The 16195-nt window shown below is 62.6% G+C and carries 17 protein-coding genes and 1 tRNA gene; 15 read left to right on the top strand and 3 right to left on the bottom strand.

Annotated features, from left to right (window positions below; translation table 11 throughout):
• The first annotated feature begins 142 nt into the window (after positions 1 to 142).
• The 11 genes from DQ230_RS00085 to DQ230_RS00035 all read left to right on the top strand — a co-directional run bounded on the left by DQ230_RS00085 (position 143) and on the right by DQ230_RS00035 (position 13717).
• Positions 143 to 1555 carry a DegQ family serine endoprotease gene (locus DQ230_RS00085; RefSeq protein ID WP_113910459.1) on the top strand — a complete coding sequence of 471 codons (1413 nt, stop codon included), beginning with the start codon at positions 143 to 145 and terminating at the stop codon, positions 1553 to 1555.
• 328 nt (positions 1556 to 1883) lie between these two features.
• Positions 1884 to 3587: a BCCT family transporter gene (locus tag DQ230_RS00080; RefSeq protein ID WP_113910458.1), complete on the top strand. Its 1704-nt coding sequence runs from the start codon at positions 1884 to 1886 to the stop codon at positions 3585 to 3587.
• A 91-nt stretch (positions 3588 to 3678) separates the two neighbouring features.
• Positions 3679 to 4905 (top strand): aminotransferase class V-fold PLP-dependent enzyme, encoded by a 1227-nt coding sequence (locus DQ230_RS00075; RefSeq protein ID WP_113910457.1) that lies wholly within the window; start codon positions 3679 to 3681, stop codon positions 4903 to 4905.
• 54 nt (positions 4906 to 4959) lie between these two features.
• Complete coding sequence (locus tag DQ230_RS00070; protein ID WP_113910456.1) at positions 4960 to 6381, top strand: cryptochrome/photolyase family protein; 1422 nt, start codon at positions 4960 to 4962, stop codon at positions 6379 to 6381.
• 59 nt (positions 6382 to 6440) lie between these two features.
• Complete coding sequence (locus DQ230_RS00065) at positions 6441 to 7649, top strand: SAM-dependent methyltransferase (protein WP_113910709.1); 1209 nt, start codon at positions 6441 to 6443, stop codon at positions 7647 to 7649.
• Positions 7650 to 7652: 3 nt separating this feature from the next.
• A complete protein-coding gene (locus tag DQ230_RS00060; RefSeq protein WP_113910455.1) occupies positions 7653 to 8111 on the top strand; it encodes a TrgA family protein in 459 nt (152 codons plus the stop codon).
• A gap of 10 nt (positions 8112 to 8121) precedes the next feature.
• Entirely contained in the window at positions 8122 to 9240 is a 1119-nt protein-coding gene (locus tag DQ230_RS00055; RefSeq protein ID WP_113910454.1) for an NUDIX domain-containing protein, read from the top strand.
• 59 nt (positions 9241 to 9299) lie between these two features.
• Entirely contained in the window at positions 9300 to 10331 is a 1032-nt protein-coding gene (locus DQ230_RS00050; RefSeq protein ID WP_113910453.1) for a cysteine synthase A, read from the top strand.
• Positions 10328 to 12832 (top strand): DUF3772 domain-containing protein, encoded by a 2505-nt coding sequence (locus DQ230_RS00045; RefSeq protein ID WP_238987372.1) that lies wholly within the window; start codon positions 10328 to 10330, stop codon positions 12830 to 12832. The genes DQ230_RS00050 and DQ230_RS00045 overlap by 4 nt, the downstream gene beginning before the upstream one ends.
• Positions 12829 to 13554 (top strand): alanyl-tRNA editing protein, encoded by a 726-nt coding sequence (locus DQ230_RS00040; protein ID WP_113910452.1) that lies wholly within the window; start codon positions 12829 to 12831, stop codon positions 13552 to 13554. The genes DQ230_RS00045 and DQ230_RS00040 overlap by 4 nt, the downstream gene beginning before the upstream one ends.
• Before the next feature lie 73 nt (positions 13555 to 13627).
• Positions 13628 to 13717, top strand: a tRNA-Ser gene (locus tag DQ230_RS00035).
• 424 nt (positions 13718 to 14141) lie between these two features.
• Here the strand turns inward: DQ230_RS00035 and DQ230_RS17310 are convergent.
• A complete protein-coding gene (locus tag DQ230_RS17310) occupies positions 14142 to 14381 on the bottom strand; it encodes a MerR family DNA-binding protein (RefSeq protein ID WP_275263514.1) in 240 nt (79 codons plus the stop codon).
• Positions 14382 to 14390: 9 nt separating this feature from the next.
• Positions 14391 to 14531 (bottom strand): MerR family DNA-binding transcriptional regulator, encoded by a 141-nt coding sequence (locus DQ230_RS17305; RefSeq protein WP_238987371.1) that lies wholly within the window; start codon positions 14529 to 14531, stop codon positions 14391 to 14393.
• A gap of 53 nt (positions 14532 to 14584) precedes the next feature.
• On the opposite strand from DQ230_RS17305, the gene DQ230_RS00025 reads away from it, so the two are divergent.
• Genes DQ230_RS00025 through DQ230_RS17300 form a run of 3 tightly spaced genes read left to right on the top strand, consistent with a single transcriptional unit; the run spans position 14585 to position 15374 of the window.
• Positions 14585 to 14968, top strand: coding sequence for a hypothetical protein (locus tag DQ230_RS00025; protein WP_113910451.1), 384 nt, complete (start codon positions 14585 to 14587; stop codon positions 14966 to 14968).
• The gene (gene merF / locus DQ230_RS00020; RefSeq protein ID WP_113910707.1) at positions 14965 to 15174 is read left to right on the top strand and encodes a mercury resistance system transport protein MerF; all 210 of its coding nucleotides are present in this window, start codon (positions 14965 to 14967) and stop codon (positions 15172 to 15174) included. Before DQ230_RS00025 ends, merF begins: the two co-directional genes overlap by 4 nt.
• Entirely contained in the window at positions 15150 to 15374 is a 225-nt protein-coding gene (locus DQ230_RS17300) for a GDCCVxC domain-containing (seleno)protein (RefSeq protein ID WP_113910450.1), read from the top strand. The genes merF and DQ230_RS17300 overlap by 25 nt, the downstream gene beginning before the upstream one ends.
• Before the next feature lie 162 nt (positions 15375 to 15536).
• On the opposite strand, the gene DQ230_RS00010 is transcribed toward DQ230_RS17300, so the two are convergent.
• Complete coding sequence (locus DQ230_RS00010) at positions 15537 to 15917, bottom strand: hypothetical protein (protein WP_113910706.1); 381 nt, start codon at positions 15915 to 15917, stop codon at positions 15537 to 15539.
• 145 nt (positions 15918 to 16062) lie between these two features.
• Between DQ230_RS00010 and DQ230_RS00005 the strand changes: the two genes are divergently transcribed.
• A partial coding sequence (locus DQ230_RS00005) for a helix-turn-helix domain-containing protein (protein WP_113910449.1) occupies positions 16063 to 16195 on the top strand: 133 nt, incomplete at its 3' end.

The following is a 16195-nucleotide window of genomic DNA, read 5'->3' as shown; positions in this document are numbered from 1 at the left end:
TGCACCTTGTCCACCATTCCTTAAGTTATGATCCATAAGCAGGGCAGGCGCCCGGCACCAAGTCGACCAAAACCGAGGAGAACCGGAAGTGAAAGACGTTATCCGAACGGCAACCATCCCGCAGGGCAGGGCCATCAGGGCAATGGCGCTGACCATGCTGGCTGCGGCACTGATCATGGCGCAGGCGATCGCGGCGTATGCGCGGCCAGAAAGCTTTGCCGATCTGGCGCAAAAATTCAGCCCGTCTGTGGTCAACATCACCACATCCACCACCGTTGCGCAGCGCACCGGCCCGGCGCCCGTCGTGCCCGATGGCTCGCCGTTTGAGGATTTTTTCCGTCAGTTCCGCGATCGAGGCGAGGGCGGTGACCGGCCGCGCCGCAGCTCGGCGCTGGGGTCCGGTTTCGTGATTTCCGAGGATGGATATATCGTCACCAATAACCACGTGATCGAGTCTGCCGATGAGATCATCATCGAATTCTACGAAGGCGGCGAATTGGAGGCGACGGTGATCGGCACCGATCCCAAGACCGATATTGCGCTGCTCAAGGTGGAAACGGACGAGCCGCTGCCATTTGTCAGCTTTGGCGACAGCGACGGCGCACGCGTCGGTGATTGGGTCATCGCGATGGGCAATCCGCTGGGACAGGGGTTTTCCGTCAGCGCGGGCATCGTATCGGCCCGCAATCGCGCCCTGTCGGGCACATATGACGACTACATTCAGACCGATGCGGCCATCAACCGGGGCAATTCCGGCGGCCCGCTGTTTGACATGAATGGCAAGGTCGTGGGCGTCAACACCGCGATCCTCAGCCCCAATGGCGGATCCATTGGCATCGGGTTTTCAATGGCCTCCAACGTGGTCAGCCGGGTTGTGGACCAGCTGCAAGAGTTCGGCGAAACGCGCCGCGGCTGGCTGGGCGTGCGTATTCAGGACGTGACCGCTGACGTGGCCGAGGCGATGGGGCTGGACGCGGCATCAGGCGCGCTGGTCACCGATGTTCCCACTGGCCCGGCGGCTGACGCCGGCATGATGGCGGGCGACGTCATCGTGTCTTTTGACGGTGTCAAGGTGCCGGACACGCGCGAACTGGTCCGCCAGGTGGGCGAAACGGATGTTGGCAAATCGGTCAGGGTTGTGGTGTTCCGCGATGGCGGCACTCAAACCCTCAAGGTGACGCTGGGCCGCCGCGAGGACGCGGAAGGCTCGGAAGGGCGCCCGTCGCAGACTGATCCGGACGCCGCGCCCGAGCCGCAGATGCTCATGGGGCTGACGCTCAGCCCGCTGGACGATGAATTGCGGGCGCAGCTGGAGCTGGCGGAAACAGCCAAGGGCTTGGTCGTGCGCGACGTGGATCCGTTGTCGGAGGCTTACGAAAAGGGCCTGCGCGCGGGGGACGTTCTGACCGAGGCGGGGCAGCAGACGCTCTCCACGGTCGGTGATCTGGAAGACCGGATTGCCGACGCGCGCGACGCGGGGCGCAAGTCGCTGCTGCTGCTCGTCCGCTCGGCGGGGCAGCCACGGTTTGTTGCGCTGACGCTGGGCGATGAGTGACGCGCGACTGCGCTTATTATCGACCGGTTGAGCAAAGAGGCGGCCCCGTGAAGGGCCGCCTTTGTCGTTTCAAAGGGGACCGCGGTGCAGCCGCGCTTGCCGTATCACCGGCCACAGACGGCCTTTCAGCTTTGTTTTATTCAGGAAAAACTTGGCTTTTGTGCAACTAATGTGTTCGCCAGCGGTTGGCACACTCTGCTGAATGTTGGTAGGATTTATCGAGGTTGCGGCTCACGAACCGCCCGTCCAAGTGAAAACGAGAGGCCCGGCACGGCAGAACGCATATCGCTTGTGAACTCCCGGTCCCTCCACAAAGAAAGGAAGCCTTATGGCTGATGTATCGGGGGAACAGGGAATTCCACCACCAGAAGGCGATGCGGACCTGATTGATACGGATTACGAGATCGGACAGGATAACGTCACGGCATCCATCGGCCCGTTTGGTCTGGATTTTCACAACCCCGTATTCGCGCTGGCCGGCATTTCCATCATGGCGTTCGTGTTTTTCGCGCTGGCGCTGCCCGATCAGGCGAATGCTGCATTCGACTGGTCGTTCAAATTTGTGACCACGAAATTCGATTGGTTTTTCCTGAGCGCGGCGAATATTTTTGTCTTGTTCTGCCTGTTTCTGATCGTCAGCCCGTTCGGCTCCATCCGGCTTGGCGGCACGGATGCGACGCCCGACTATACTTATGTCGGCTGGTTTGCGATGCTGTTCGCCGCCGGGATGGGCATCGGCCTGATGTTCTTTGGTGTGTCGGAACCGATGAGCCATTTTGCCACCTCGCTGGGCGGCACGGCGGCCGAAGGCGGTTTGCGCACGGACTGGGCGCCCCTGAGCGGCGCCGAAGCAGATTCGGACGCGGCAACGCGCCTGGGCATGGCGGCGACGATTTTTCACTGGGGCCTGCACCCGTGGGCGATTTATGCCATTGTCGCACTGGCGCTGGCATTGTTCAGCTATAACAAGGGTTTGCCCCTGACGCTGCGCTCGGCGTTCTATCCGCTGTTCGGCGAGCGTGTGTGGGGCTGGACTGGCCATGTCATTGATACGCTTGCAGTTTTTGCCACGCTGTTCGGCCTTGCCACATCGCTTGGCTTCGGGGCGGAGCAGGCGGCATCTGGTCTGACATTCCTTTACGGGTCGGGTGACGCGGCAGAGGGAACACGCAGTTTGCTGGGCATCACGTACGGCAATACCGAAGAAAGCGGCGTTGCCGATTCCAGCACATTGCTGGTGCTGCTGATCACCGGTATCACGGCGATTGCCTTGATTTCGGTCGTGCGGGGCCTTGATGGCGGGGTCAAGCTGCTGTCGGAGATCAACATGGGTCTTGCCGGTCTGCTGCTGCTGTTCACGCTGCTGGTGGGTGGGCCGATCTTTCTGCTGACGTTTTTCGCCGATAGCCTGCTGGCATATCTGCAAAACCTCATCCCGCTCAGCAATCCGTTTGGACGCGACGACACCAATTTTGTCCAAGGGTGGACCGCGTTCTATTGGGCGTGGTGGATCAGCTGGTCGCCTTTCGTCGGCATGTTCATTGCCCGCGTCAGCCGGGGCCGCAGCGTGCGCGAATTCCTGATCTGCGTTCTGCTGATTCCCAGCATGGTTTGCGTACTGTGGATGAGCGTTTTTGGCGGCACGGCGATCAGCCAGGTCGTTAATGACGGCTACACCCTGGCCAAGGATGCCGCGCTGGAGCTGAAGCTGTTTTACATGCTGGACCAGCTGCCCTTGGCGACGATCACCTCGACAATCGGGATCATTCTGGTGGTGATTTTCTTTGTCACATCATCGGATTCGGGCAGTCTGGTGATTGATACGATCACGGCGGGCGGCAAGGTGGATGCCCCGGTGACGCAGCGGGTGTTCTGGTGCATTTTCGAGGGTGCGGTTGCGATTGTGCTGCTGATCGGCGGCGGCCTTGCGGCGCTGCAATCGGCGGTTATCACCACCGGGTTGCCCTTCACGCTGGTTCTGCTGGTGATGTGCTGGGCCATCTTCAAGGGGCTGCGCTCGGAACGCGGCTGACGGGCGGCTTAAATCATTTGCTCAGCCCCCGGCGCTTGCGCGTCCGGGGGCTTTGCTGTTTTCTGCGTTCAGGCATAACGGGAGGACGGCGATGAGCGGCACATTGGATCTGGATTTCGTGCGCGGGCAATTCCCGGCCTTCGCAGAGGCGCCGCTGAGCGGGCAGGCGTTTTTTGAAAACGCCGGCGGGTCCTATACCTGCGGGCCGGTAATCGACCGGCTGACCCGGTTCTACCGCCAGCGCAAGGTGCAGCCCTATGCGCCCTACGCCGCCTCCACCCTGGGCGGGGCAGAGATGGACGAGGCGCGCGCGCGCCTTGCCGCGATGATGGGTGTGGACACCGACGAGCTGAGCTTTGGCCCCTCGACCACGCAGAACACCTATGTGCTGGCGCGCGCCTTTGCCCAGTGGATGCGGCCCGGCGATGCGATCATCGTTACCAATCAGGACCACGAGGCCAATACCGGCCCGTGGCGCAGGCTGGCCGATGAAGGGTTTGAGGTGCGCGAATGGCAGATCGACCCCGATAGCGGCCATTTGGACCCCGCCGATCTGGAGGAGTTGCTGGACGACAAGGTGCGTCTTGTCTGTTATCCGCACTGCTCGAACGTGGTGGGCGAGGTTAATCCGGTGGTTGAGATCACCGCGCTGGCCCATGCCGCCGGTGCTTTCGTCTGTGTGGACGGGGTCAGCTACGCGCCGCACGGGCTGCCCAATGTGGGGGCGATGGGGCCGGATATTTACCTGTTTTCCGCCTACAAGACCTATGGCCCGCATCAGGGCATTATGACCATCCGGCGCGAATTGGGGATGCAGCTGCCCAATCAGGGGCATTATTTCAACGAATCGAGCCTCTACAAGCGGTTCACTCCCGCCGGGCCGGACCACGCGCAGGTGGCGGCCAGTGCGGGCATGGCCGATTATATAGACGCGCTTGCGGCACATCACGGGCTGGACGGCGATGCGGCAACCCGCGCGGCAGGCGTTCACGACATGATGCGCGCCCATGAGGAGGAGCTGCTGACGCCGCTGCTGGACTACCTCAAGTCGCGCAATTCAATTCGGCTGCTTGGGCCGGACACGCCGCAGAACCGTGCGCCCACGGTGGCCATTCGTCTGGACCGCCCCGGCGAGGAGGTCGCGCGTGATCTGGCGGCGCATGACATCATGGCGGGGGGCGGTGATTTTTACGCGGTGCGCCCGCTGCGCGCGATGGGGGTTGATCCCAGTCATGGCGTGCTGCGGCTGAGTTTTGTGCATTACACCACTCGGGCCGAAATCGACCTGCTGATGACGGCCCTGGACGAAGTGCTTTGATCTGGCGGACGGCGGGCTATGTTCCAGCCGGATGTAGTGAGCGCCGGAAAAAACATGAGTGATATCAAACCAACCCTGCTATGGCTGCGCCGCGATCTGCGGCTGTCCGACCACCCCGCGCTGCGCGCCGCGCTTCGGGCGGGCGGGCCGGTGATACCGGTCTTTATTCACGATGACACGGTTGCGGGCCTTGGCGCCGCGCCGAAATGGCGGCTGGGTCTGGCGCTGGAGCATCTGGGCAAGTCGCTGGAGGCGAAAGGCAGCCGCCTGATCCTGCGCCGGGGCGATGCGCTGGAGGTGTTGCGCGATCTGGTGCGCCAGACGGGGGCAGGGGCGGTGCATTGGTCGCGGCTCTATGATCCGGACGCCGTCGCGCGTGACAAGGCCGTGAAGGCCGCGCTGAAAGAGGACGGCGTTGAAACAAGCAGCCACGCCGGCCATCTGCTGTTCGAGCCGTGGACAGTCGAGACGAAAGAGGGCGGCTATTACAAGGTGTATTCGCCGATGTGGCGCGCGGTAAAGGACCGCGAGATCCCTTCGCCGCTGGCCGCACCGTCCGATCTGTCGCCGCCGGATACCTGGCCCGCCAGCGACGATCTGGCAGACTGGCAGATGGGCGCCGCAATGAACCGCGGCGCCGGGATTTGCCTGCCCTACCAGCAGGTCGGCGAGGATGCGGCGCAGGACAGGCTGGCGTGGTTTACCGAGGAAAGCATTGATCGCTATAAAACCCGGCGGGATCTGCCCGGTATCGACGGCACCTCGAACCTGTCAGAGAACCTTGCGCTGGGGGAAATCAGCCCGGCCCAATGCTGGCACGCCGGGATGCGCGCGATGCATGAAGGCGCCGCAGGCGCCGAGCATTGGGTCAAGGAACTGGTCTGGCGCGAATTTGCCTATCATCTGATTTATCACACACCGCAGATTGCCACCCGCAACTGGCGCGAAAAATGGGATGATTTCCCATGGAACGAGGATGGCAACACCGCCGAAGTTATCGCGTGGAAACAGGGGCGCACCGGCATTCCCTTTGTCGATGCCGCCATGCGCGAGATGTATGTGACGGGCCGCATGCACAACCGCGCCCGCATGATCGTGGCCAGTTATCTGACCAAACATCTGATGACGCATTGGCGGATCGGGCAGGCGTGGTTTGACGACTGCCTGACGGACTGGGACATCGCCAGCAACGCAATGGGCTGGCAGTGGGCGGCGGGGTCCGGCCCGGATGCCGCGCCCTATTTCCGCATTTTCAACCCCGAAACGCAGCTTGAGAAATTCGACCCCGAGGGAAACTATTCCCGCGCATGGATCGTGGAAGGGTACGATAGCCCCAGCAAAACCGCGCTCAGCTATTTTGACGCGATCCCGCGCAGTTGGGACCTGTCCCCGAATGACGCCTATCCCGCGCCGGTGGTCAGTCTGTCCGAGGGGCGGGACCGGGCGCTGAGTGCCTATCAGGACAGATCGTTCTGATGCATGCGGGCAAAACACTGCCGATATTCGAGATCGGCCAAGAAACGGATAAAAACGCGATGATTTTGACTTCGACTGACGGCCAGACGGATCTGCCGCGATACTTTGCGCGGGTGTTTGAGAAAACCAAGGGGATCAACCGGGGACGGCTGGATTTTGTGCTGCCCGATGGCCGGGTGTTTCGCGCCGACGGCCCCAATCCCGGCCCGGTGGGCGAGGTGCATCTGCATAATACGGACGTTTTTGCGCGCCTCATCCGCGAGGGCGACCTGGGGTTTTGCGACGCCTATCTTGACGGCTGGTGGAGCAGCCCGGATTTGCAGGCGCTGATGGATTTCATCTGCACCGACAACGAGGATGTCTATGACGGCTTTCCCGGCATGTCGCTGGTACGCGCGTTCGAGCGGGCGCGCCACTGGCTGCGTGGCAATTCCAAAGGGCAGGCACGGCGCAATATCAGCCATCACTATGATCTGGGTAACGAATTTTACGCCCTGTGGCTGGATGAGACGATGACCTATTCCAGCGCCCTGTTCGACACCGGACAGGAAAGCATGGAAAAGGCGCAAACGGCCAAATATGCCTCCATGGTGGACCGGATGGGCGTTGGCCCCGGCGATCATGTGCTGGAAATCGGTTGCGGCTGGGGCGGCTTTGCCGAATACGCGGCAGCCGAGCGCGGGCTGAAGGTGACCGGCCTGACGATCAGTCGGGAGCAGTTGACCTACGCGCGGCAGCGCATTGAAAAGGCGGGCCTTTCCGATCTGGTCGAGTTCAAGCTGCAAGATTACCGGGATGAGCGTGGCACCTATGACGGCATCGCCAGCATCGAGATGTTCGAGGCGGTGGGCCAGCAATATTGGCCGGCCTATTTCGACACGGTGCGCGACAGGCTGCGCCCCGGCAGGCGCGCGACGCTTCAGATCATCACCATCAGCGATGCGCGCTGGGACGTCTACAGGCGGGGCGTGGATTTCATTCAGAAATACATTTTTCCGGGCGGTATGCTGCCCAGCCCCGCCGCCCTGCGGGCCGAGATCGAGCGCGCCGGCCTGACCTTTGCCGGGTCGATGGAGTTTGGCGAAAGCTACAGCCAGACCTTGCGCCGCTGGCACGACCGCTTCAACGACCGGTGGGACGAGGTTGCCGCGCTGGGGTTTGATGAACGGTTCCGGCGGATGTGGAACTTCTACCTCACCTCTTGCGCCGGATCGTTTCACGCGGGAAACTGCGACGTGACGCAAATCACCATCGCAAAGCCCGGATAAGCCATGCCCAAGATACGTACCCTGCCGACCGCCGCGCGTCTGGTTGCGGCGATCGCATTGGGGGTGCTGGGCTGGATCGGGTCGGACATGGTCCGGCCCCTGATGCCGCCGCAGACCGCCTTTGGCTGGTTCAACTACGTGAACTCGGCCTTGGGCGTTCTGTGCGGCTGGTTCGTGATCGGCAGCCGCGCCGGCCGGGGCTATGGCGAGGCGCTGGCGAACGGGCTGACCGGCGTTCTGGCGCTGATCATCTGGGGCTTTTTCGTGCAGAGTTTCAATCTGATGCTGAAGCAGTCACTGGAGAAGAAATATGATGGCCCGGTTGAGGCGCTTGTCGGGGTGTTCCGGAATGCGCTGGATTATGCGCAGTTTTTGATCGATCCGGCGTTGATCGCGGCCTTGCTGCTGGGTGGCATGGTTTGCGGACTGCTGGCCGAATTTGCCGCGCGGCGCTGGACCTGAGGGGGCTGACATGATTTTCCTGTTCGGATCGCTGCGCGATCCCCAGCTGCGTAATATCGTGCTGGGCCGGGACGGGGATGATGCCCCTTTGCCGCCTGCGGTGCTGCCCGATCACGCGGTCACATGGGACGCCGCGCAGATGCTGCCCATATTGGCAGCGCGGCCGGGGCAGGAGGCCGCCGGCGTGCTGCTGGAGAATGCACGCGCCGAGGAGGCGGGCCGCCTTGAGTTTTACGCGCGCGGTCTGGGCTGCGTGCCGCGCGAGGTTTGCGTGCGGGCGGCGGGCGGGGTGCATCAGGCGCTGGCCTATGACCTGCCGGCCGGGTCTGCGCCCGCAGCCGCGCCTTTCGATCTGGCGCACTGGGCGCAGCGATGGGGCGCGATCAGCCGGGGCGCCGCAACCGAGGCGATGGAGTATTTCGGCACCTTCAGCAGCAGTGATCTGGCGGCGCGGATGCCGATGATCCGGGCGCGGGCTGGTGCGCGCGCCGCGGCAACAGCCGTGCCGGCAGCCGTGCGCGCATGCACGGGCGCGGACGCGGTTCAGACCGTCCGGACCGAGGTGCTGCACCCGGGTTTTTACCGCAGCGAGGCGATCGTGCTGCGCCATCCGACATTCAGCGGCGCGATGAGCGATGAATTGCGCCGCGAGGTGTTTGTGGCGACCGACGCGACGCTGGTTTTGCCCTATGATCCGGTACGCGACCGTGTTCTTCTGGTCGAGCAGTTCCGCCTTGGCGCCTATCGCCGCGGCGATCCGCGCCCCTGGATGCTGGAGCCGGTCGCGGGCCGCGTCGATCCCGGCGAGACGCCCGAGCAGGCGGCGCACCGCGAGTGTCTGGAGGAAGCGGGCCTGACCCTGACCCGGCTGGAGCGGATCGGCAGCTACTACTGCACGCCCGGCTATTCTACGGAATACTTTCACAATTTCGTGGGCATAGCGGACCTGCCCGATGACCTGCCACGCTACGGCGGGCTGGAGACGGAGGCCGAGGATATCCGCCTGCATGTGCTGGGCTTTGACGCTGCGATGGACCTGATCGACACCGGAGAGGCGGACGATGGCCCGCTGATCCTGTCGCTGCTGTGGCTGGCACGTGCGCGCGGACGGCTGCGCGCTTCGGCTTGAGTTGGCGGGCCAACGCGCCTAAGTGTGGAGCCATGATTTCACGCTGGAAAGGACGCCCCATGCGCATTGCACAGGATCTGGCCGACGCGGTCGGCAACACCCCGATGATCAAGCTGCGCCGCGCCAGCGAAGCGACCGGATGCACCATTCTGGGAAAGGCCGAGTTTCTGAACCCCGGCCAGTCGGTCAAGGACCGCGCGGCGCTGTTCATCATCCGCGACGCGATCGAGCGTGGCACGCTGAAACCGGGCGGCACCATTGTGGAAGGCACCGCCGGCAATACCGGCATCGGCCTTGCGCTGGTCGGCGCGTCGATGGGGTTCAAGACGGTGATCGTCATCCCCGAGACGCAGAGCGAAGAGAAAAAGGACATGCTGCGCCTTGCCGGCGCCGAGCTGGTGCAGGTGCCCGCCGCGCCCTACAGCAACCCCAACAACTTCGTGCGCTACTCCGAACGCCTGGCCGCCGAGCTGGCCAAGACCGAGCCGAATGGCGCCATCTGGGCGAACCAGTTCGACAACACCGCCAACCGGCAAGCCCATATCGAGACGACCGGCCCCGAAATGTGGGAGCAGACGGGCGGCAAGCTGGACGGGTTTTGCTGCGCCGTCGGGTCTGGCGGCACGCTGGCGGGCATCGGCATGGCGCTACAGCCGAAGGGCGTCAAGGTGGCGCTGGCCGATCCGATGGGCGCCAAGCTGTATTCCTACTACACCACCGGCGAATTGGAGAGCGAGGGCAGCTCCATCGCCGAAGGCATCGGGCAGGTCCGCATTACCGCCAACCTCGAAGGGTTCACACCCGATTATGCCTATCAGATCACCGATGAAGAGGCGCTGCCGATCGTCTTTGACCTGCTGGAGCATGAGGGGCTGTGCATGGGCGCCTCGACCGGCGTGAACGTGGCGGGCGCCATGCGGCTGGCGCGCGAAATGGGGCCGGGGCACACGATTGCGACGATCCTGTGCGACTATGGCTCGCGTTATCAGTCCAAGCTGTTCAACCCCGAATTCCTGCGCGAAAAGGGCCTGCCGGTGCCCGAATGGATGCACGACGCGCCGCGCTCGATCCCCGGAGTGTTCGAAGAATGATGCAGCTGCTGCGCCAGATCCTGCTGGCCCTGACGCTTGCCCTGCTTCCGGCGGTGGCAACGCTCGGCATCGGCGCCAGCATGGCTGCGGCGCAGCAGCCCCCCTCCAGCCCCGATTTCAGCCGCTGGGAGACGATCGGCGAACGGGCGATCAGCGCGATTGAAAATCAGCGCGCCTCGACCTCGGCCTTTGAGAGCCTGCGCGACCAGCTGGCCGAATGGCGCAGCGTTTTTTCCGCCGCGCAGGGCGTCAACAGCAACGCGATTGCAACGCTGGACGCGCAGTTAAAGGCGCTGGGCCCCGTGCCAGCCGAAGGCGAGCCGGAGGAATCGGACGAAATCGCAGCGCAGCGCAAGGAGCTGAACAAGCAGCTTGCCGAGTTGCGCGCACCCGTCAAGCGCGCCGAATTGGCCTATAGCAAAGCCGACGAGCTGATCAAAAGCATCGACCGGATCGTGCGCGAACGCTCCACCGAAGAATTGCTGGAGCGTGGCCCGTCACCGCTGAACCCGGTGAACTGGTCTGCCGGTGTCAACGCAATCGCCGATGCATTCGAGGTGGCGCGCAACGAAATCGTCACCGGCCTGACCAGCGAAGTCCAGCGGTCCGAGCTGATGTCGCGGCTGCCGGTTACCGCGCTGCTGGCGTTTCTTGGTCTGGTCCTGCTGGTGCGCGGCCGCTTCTGGTCGGAGTTTCTGGTGCGCATGGTGCGGCCGCAATCGGCCACGTCGGGGCGCTGGATCGTCGGGTTTCTGGTTTCGCTGGGCCAGGTGATCGTGCCGTTCATCGGCCTGCTGATCGTGATACATGCCTTTGATTTCAGTGGCATCTTTGCGGCTCACAGCACGGCAATGCTGGATGTGCTGAAAATCACGGTGCTGATCTTTCTTGTTGCGCGCTGGACCGCGCTGCGCAGCTTCCCGCGCGAGGACGAAGGCCGCCTGCCACTGCAACTCGAACCCGAAGACCGCCGGGCCGGGCGGCTTTATGGCGGGGCGCTGGGCGTCGTCATGTCCGCGTTCCATTTCATCTACAATGTCGGAAATATCCACAGCTGGTCCGGTGAGGCCCGCATTGTCATCCTGTTTCCGGTTATGGTCATCGCGGGCCTGCTGCTGATCCCCGTGGCGCGGCTGGTTGCGCTGCACACGCGCGCGACGCTGGGCGACGATGATGCGCCCGACGACGGCGAAGAGGGCAGCGCCGGAACCGACAGCTATCGCAAGCGGCTGGCGCGCCTTTTGTCCAAGGTGCTGATTGTTGTCGCTGTCGGTGGTCCGGGTCTGGCGGCCATCGGATACTTCAAGGCCGGTATCGGGCTGTTGGTGCCGTCGCTGATATCGCTGCTGTTGCTGGCAATTCTTTTGATCCTGCAACGCGTGATCCGCGAGCTGTATATCCTTGCCTCGCGTGGCCGGGACGGGGCAGGGGACGAACTGGTGCCGATGCTGCTCAGCTCTGTTCTGGTGCTGCTGTCGCTGCCGCTTTTCGCGCTGGCATGGGGCGCGCGCGTTGCCGACCTCAGCGAGCTTTGGGTCAGCTTCACACGCGGGATCACGCTGGGCGATCTGACCATTTCGCCGACGATCTTTCTGACGCTGGCGATTGTTTTTACCGTTGGTTTCATCATCACGCGGGTTATTCAGGGCACGCTCAAAAACTCGCTGCTGCCGAAAACGCGGATCGACACCGGCGGGCGTGACGCCATCGTATCGGGCGTCGGCTATATCGGGATATTCCTTGCCGCGCTGATTGCGGTGACCAGCGCCGGGATTGATCTGAGCAGCCTTGCGATTGTCGCCGGTGCGCTGTCTGTCGGTATCGGTTTTGGCCTTCAGAATATCGTGTCGAATTTCGTGTCGGGCATCATCCTTCTGATCGAGCGCCCGATCAGCCAGGGCGACTGGATCGAGGTAAACGGTCAGCACGGCACAGTGCGCGAAATCTCGGTCCGCTCGACCCGGATCGAGACGTTTGACCGCTCGGATCTGATTATTCCGAACTCGGATCTGGTCAGCGGTGTGGTGACAAACTACACCAAGGGCAGCACGGTTGGCCGCCTTGTCATCAATGTGCGCGTCGCCTACGGCACCGATACCCGCTGGGTTGAAGACATCCTGCGCGAAATTTCCCGCGCGCATCCGATGGTTCTGATGAATCCCGAACCGTCGATCATCTTCTCGGGCATCGGCACGGAGTCGTATGATTTTCTGGTGCGCCTGATCTTGCGTGATATTAATTTCGTGATGAACGTCACGTCGGACATAAACCACGAAATCGCCGAGCGTTTTGCCAAGGAAGGCATCGAAATGCCGTATCAGCAGCGCGGAATTTGGCTGCGCAATCCCGAAGCGCTTGCCGGCGCGATGGAGGCGAACGGCAGCAGCGCGTCGCCACAGGCACAGCCCACCGACAGGGCATCAGACACCGCGGCAATGGGCGCGCCGCAACGCTTCGACGATGCGGATGGCGACGGCGGGGCAGGGGATTCAGGCCGATGAGTGAGCCATATTTTCGCACCGACCCCTACCTGTCCGACGCCCCCGCGCAGGTGACGGCCCACACGCCCGAGGGCGGCGTGATCGTGGACCGGCCCTTGTTCTATCCCACAGGCGGCGGCCAGCCCGGCGATAGCGGCCATTTGACATGGGCAGGCGGCGCATTGCAGATCGCCACCACCGTCAAGGGCAAGGACAAGGCAACCGATATCGTCCTGGTGCCCGCCGCCCCCGAGGCGCTGCCGCCTGTTGGAACCGCCGTTCAGCAGCGTCTTGACTGGGGGCGTCGCCACCGCCTGATGCGGATGCATACCGGCCTGCACCTGCTGTCCGTCGTGATCCCCTTGCCCGTCTCCGGCGGCGCCGTGGGCGAGGCGCGCAGCCGCCTCGATTTCGATATGCCCGACGCCCCCGAGGACCGCGACACGCTGGAGGCGCTGCTGAACCGCATGATCGACGACGACCTGCCAATCAGCGAGCGCTGGATCACCGACGCCGATCTGGCCGCAAACCCCGGACTTGTCAAAACGATGTCCGTCGCCCCGCCACGCAATGCCGGCCGGATCCGCCTGATTCAGATCGGCGACGGCGATGACATGGTCGATCTGCAACCCTGCGGCGGCACCCACGTCGCCCGCACCGGCGAAATCGGCCACCTGCGCCTGGGCAAGATCGAGAAGAAAGGCCGCCAAAACCGCCGCGTCTACCTGCATCTTGACACCTAGCTCAAAAGAAGCCGCTGCTGACTGCAATTATCTGCTTGAACCCCCGGCATAACGAACGATAAAGAGACCCAACGGAGCGGTGGCCGAGTGGTCGAAGGCGCACGCCTGGAAAGTGTGTAGGCGGGAGACCGTCTCCAGGGTTCGAATCCCTGTCGCTCCGCCATTATCCCCATTGCGAACCAGTGACACAGCCCTGATGGGCATGGATTTTTCCTTGTTATCAAAGGGGTTTGCGGGAAACGACCGGACCTCATAGACGCGCTGCGAGGCCGAGGCTGGGCTCAGAATGGCCCTCAGTCTCAGTCTGGGCGAACCTCGTCCGTTCCGGTTCGGTCCACTTTTACCATTACTTTTCAGCAGCTTGCTTCTGAACTCCGCCAAAACCCAATTGCGCGTTCCGAACGATATCGATGGCAACATAGCCAGAACACGCGGTAGGCGCGTTGCTCGGGATGAGAGCGTAAACCGGCGGATTGCTTGGGTGGGTTCGCAACCCGTTTCCTCTGGAAAACGGACATTGATAAACATTATTCAAAGGCTCGCTTTGTGAGACCCTTGCTGCCGTGATAGGCCCAGCGGCATTTTTTTTAACGTGCTCTCAGCGCATCCAGCATCGGACAAACCCGCTGCCCTTTGGCACAGTTTGCCACCAGCTCACTTAAGGCACGTTCCAGTTCTCCAAGCTCCGCCAGCTTGGCTTGAACCTCGGAGAGATGCTTGCGTCCGAGTTGCTCCACGGTCTCGCATGCGTTCTTCGGGTCACTCGCCAGGCTGCGTAGCGCGACCGCATCATGGATCGAAAACCCAAGGTCACGGCACCGTTTGATGAAGCGGAGTTAGGAAATTTCGGCATCTGAATATGCCCGCCGCCCCGAGGCCGTCCGCCCGGCCTTCGAGATAATTCCCTCGCGTTCGTAGTAGCGGATCGTTTCAATCGGTATGCCGCTACGCCTGGATGCCTCCCCAATCGCGACCATGTGATCATTCTCCACTTGCTCCTGTAGTCACTACAGGATGCATAAATCGTCGCATGATGTCGAATACAGAAGCACTTAAAGGTCAGGCAACAAGTCTGAGCCGCCTCGTCATTGGCGGCGCGGGTCTGCTCGCCTTGTTGAGCGCATCTTGCTGCGTCCTGCCAATCGGTCTTTCCATCATCGGCCTTGGTGGAACCTGGCTCACCGTGCTTGGCCCCTTCGTCGCGTATCGCGTTGAACTTCTTGTCATCGTCGGGCTGGTCCTGGCGTGGGGGTGGTTCCGACTTTGGAGCCGGTGGACCTGTGCAAGCCGCAGACGCTCGACGCTTTTCATTCTGGGTTTCACTACGCTCGCCTTCGTCCTCGCAGCCAGCTCGCCCCTTTGGGAAAAAGAGGCTGCACGGACAATGTTCGCGTTTTGGAGGCAGACACGGTGAAGGATTGGCTGGTGCCGGTGGGAATTGGTGGATCGGCGTTGGCGGCTGTCTGTTGCCTGACGCCATTCCTGCCTTGGCTGTTCTCACTTCTCGGCATCAGCGGCGCGCTCGGTTATATCTACCGCGACGACGTTCTGCTGCCGGTCCTTGCCGGATTTCTCATTCTCAGGGGGTACGCGCTATGGCGACGCAAACGAACGATGTAATTCTGCAATCCACGATCACGTGCCCTGAATGCGGTCATTCCGCACGTGAAACCATGCCGACCGACGCTTGTCAGTGGTTCTATGAGTGCACGTCCTGCCACGCGGTGCTGAAACCAAAGCCCGGTGACTGTTGCGTCTATTGCTCCTATGGAACAGTCGTCTGTCCGCCGATCCAGGAAGGCGGCTCGTGCTGCGGATGAAGCTGGCCGCCCGCATCGGAGTGCAGTCATTCCAAGCAGCCGACGGATATGCAGGCTGAGGTCGAAGACGAAACCTGTTTCTATTTCCAGATGATCACGTCGATCCTCATCGTGGTGTTATCAGCTCTTGCCAATTTACCAGATCCGAGGCTGATCTGCCCCTCAGTCAAACACGCGCCCCGGCTGCTCGACCCACGGCAGCTCCGCCACGCCGCAAAGGTCGAAGATCGACAGCACCGTGGGTTCGCGCCGAAGGACCAGTCGCTCCAGCACGGAGGGCGACAGCCATGCCAGCCGGATCACGCGGCTGACGTAGCGGTCGGAGATGCCTTCCTCTCTGGCGAGATCGGCGATGGTGGTGACGTCGCCGCGCTCGAGCCTGCGCCGCCAGTCCCACGCGCGCCCGATGGCGCGCAGCAGGCGGGCATCCTGGCCGCGATCCATGGCCACCTCGATTTCTTTGGGCGGCAGGATGCGAGGGCGGCCGCCGCGATTGCGTAGGGTGAGCGGGATGTGGACGCGGAGGGTATCGGGCTCTGCCATCACGCCACCTCCGGCTTGGCCGGGGCCATAAGTGTTGATTGTCATTGAGAACTGACCCGGCACCAGCAGAAATTGTCATTGAGAATTGACCCATGTGCAACCTTGCCGCGGCTTGAATCAGCTGGGGGCGCATGGAGTGATAGACATGGGGTTTTTGAGGGTAATTCGGAAATGGGCACTGCGGGATAAGATGCCTATTCGCGAGATCGCGCGGCGGACGGGCGTATCTCGCAACACGATCAAGAAGTATCTGCGGGAGGGGATTGTTGAACCTGCAT

This window comes from Roseovarius dicentrarchi (assembly GCF_003316635.1).
Taxonomy (GTDB): Bacteria; Pseudomonadota; Alphaproteobacteria; order Rhodobacterales; family Rhodobacteraceae; genus Roseovarius; species Roseovarius dicentrarchi.
The sequence above is the reverse complement of the archived record's forward strand: the minus strand, read 5'-3'. Positions and strand labels throughout refer to the sequence as shown.

Excerpts from the sequence above, each read along its gene's own strand:
- DQ230_RS00085 (WP_113910459.1), top strand. The coding sequence starts at position 143 with ATGGCGCTGACCATGCTGGCTGCGGCACTGATCATGGCGCAGGCGATC.
- DQ230_RS00080 (WP_113910458.1), top strand. The coding sequence starts at position 1,884 with ATGGCTGATGTATCGGGGGAACAGGGAATTCCACCACCAGAAGGCGAT.
- DQ230_RS00075 (WP_113910457.1), top strand. The coding sequence starts at position 3,679 with ATGAGCGGCACATTGGATCTGGATTTCGTGCGCGGGCAATTCCCGGCC.
- DQ230_RS00070 (WP_113910456.1), top strand. The coding sequence starts at position 4,960 with ATGAGTGATATCAAACCAACCCTGCTATGGCTGCGCCGCGATCTGCGG.
- DQ230_RS00065 (WP_113910709.1), top strand. The coding sequence starts at position 6,441 with ATGATTTTGACTTCGACTGACGGCCAGACGGATCTGCCGCGATACTTT.
- DQ230_RS00060 (WP_113910455.1), top strand. The coding sequence starts at position 7,653 with ATGCCCAAGATACGTACCCTGCCGACCGCCGCGCGTCTGGTTGCGGCG.
- DQ230_RS00055 (WP_113910454.1), top strand. The coding sequence starts at position 8,122 with ATGATTTTCCTGTTCGGATCGCTGCGCGATCCCCAGCTGCGTAATATC.
- DQ230_RS00050 (WP_113910453.1), top strand. The coding sequence starts at position 9,300 with ATGCGCATTGCACAGGATCTGGCCGACGCGGTCGGCAACACCCCGATG.
- DQ230_RS00045 (WP_238987372.1), top strand. The coding sequence starts at position 10,328 with ATGATGCAGCTGCTGCGCCAGATCCTGCTGGCCCTGACGCTTGCCCTG.
- DQ230_RS00040 (WP_113910452.1), top strand. The coding sequence starts at position 12,829 with ATGAGTGAGCCATATTTTCGCACCGACCCCTACCTGTCCGACGCCCCC.
- DQ230_RS17305 (WP_238987371.1), bottom strand. The coding sequence starts at position 14,531 with ATGGTCGCGATTGGGGAGGCATCCAGGCGTAGCGGCATACCGATTGAA.
- DQ230_RS00025 (WP_113910451.1), top strand. The coding sequence starts at position 14,585 with ATGATGTCGAATACAGAAGCACTTAAAGGTCAGGCAACAAGTCTGAGC.
- DQ230_RS17300 (WP_113910450.1), top strand. The coding sequence starts at position 15,150 with ATGGCGACGCAAACGAACGATGTAATTCTGCAATCCACGATCACGTGC.
- DQ230_RS00010 (WP_113910706.1), bottom strand. The coding sequence starts at position 15,917 with ATGGCAGAGCCCGATACCCTCCGCGTCCACATCCCGCTCACCCTACGC.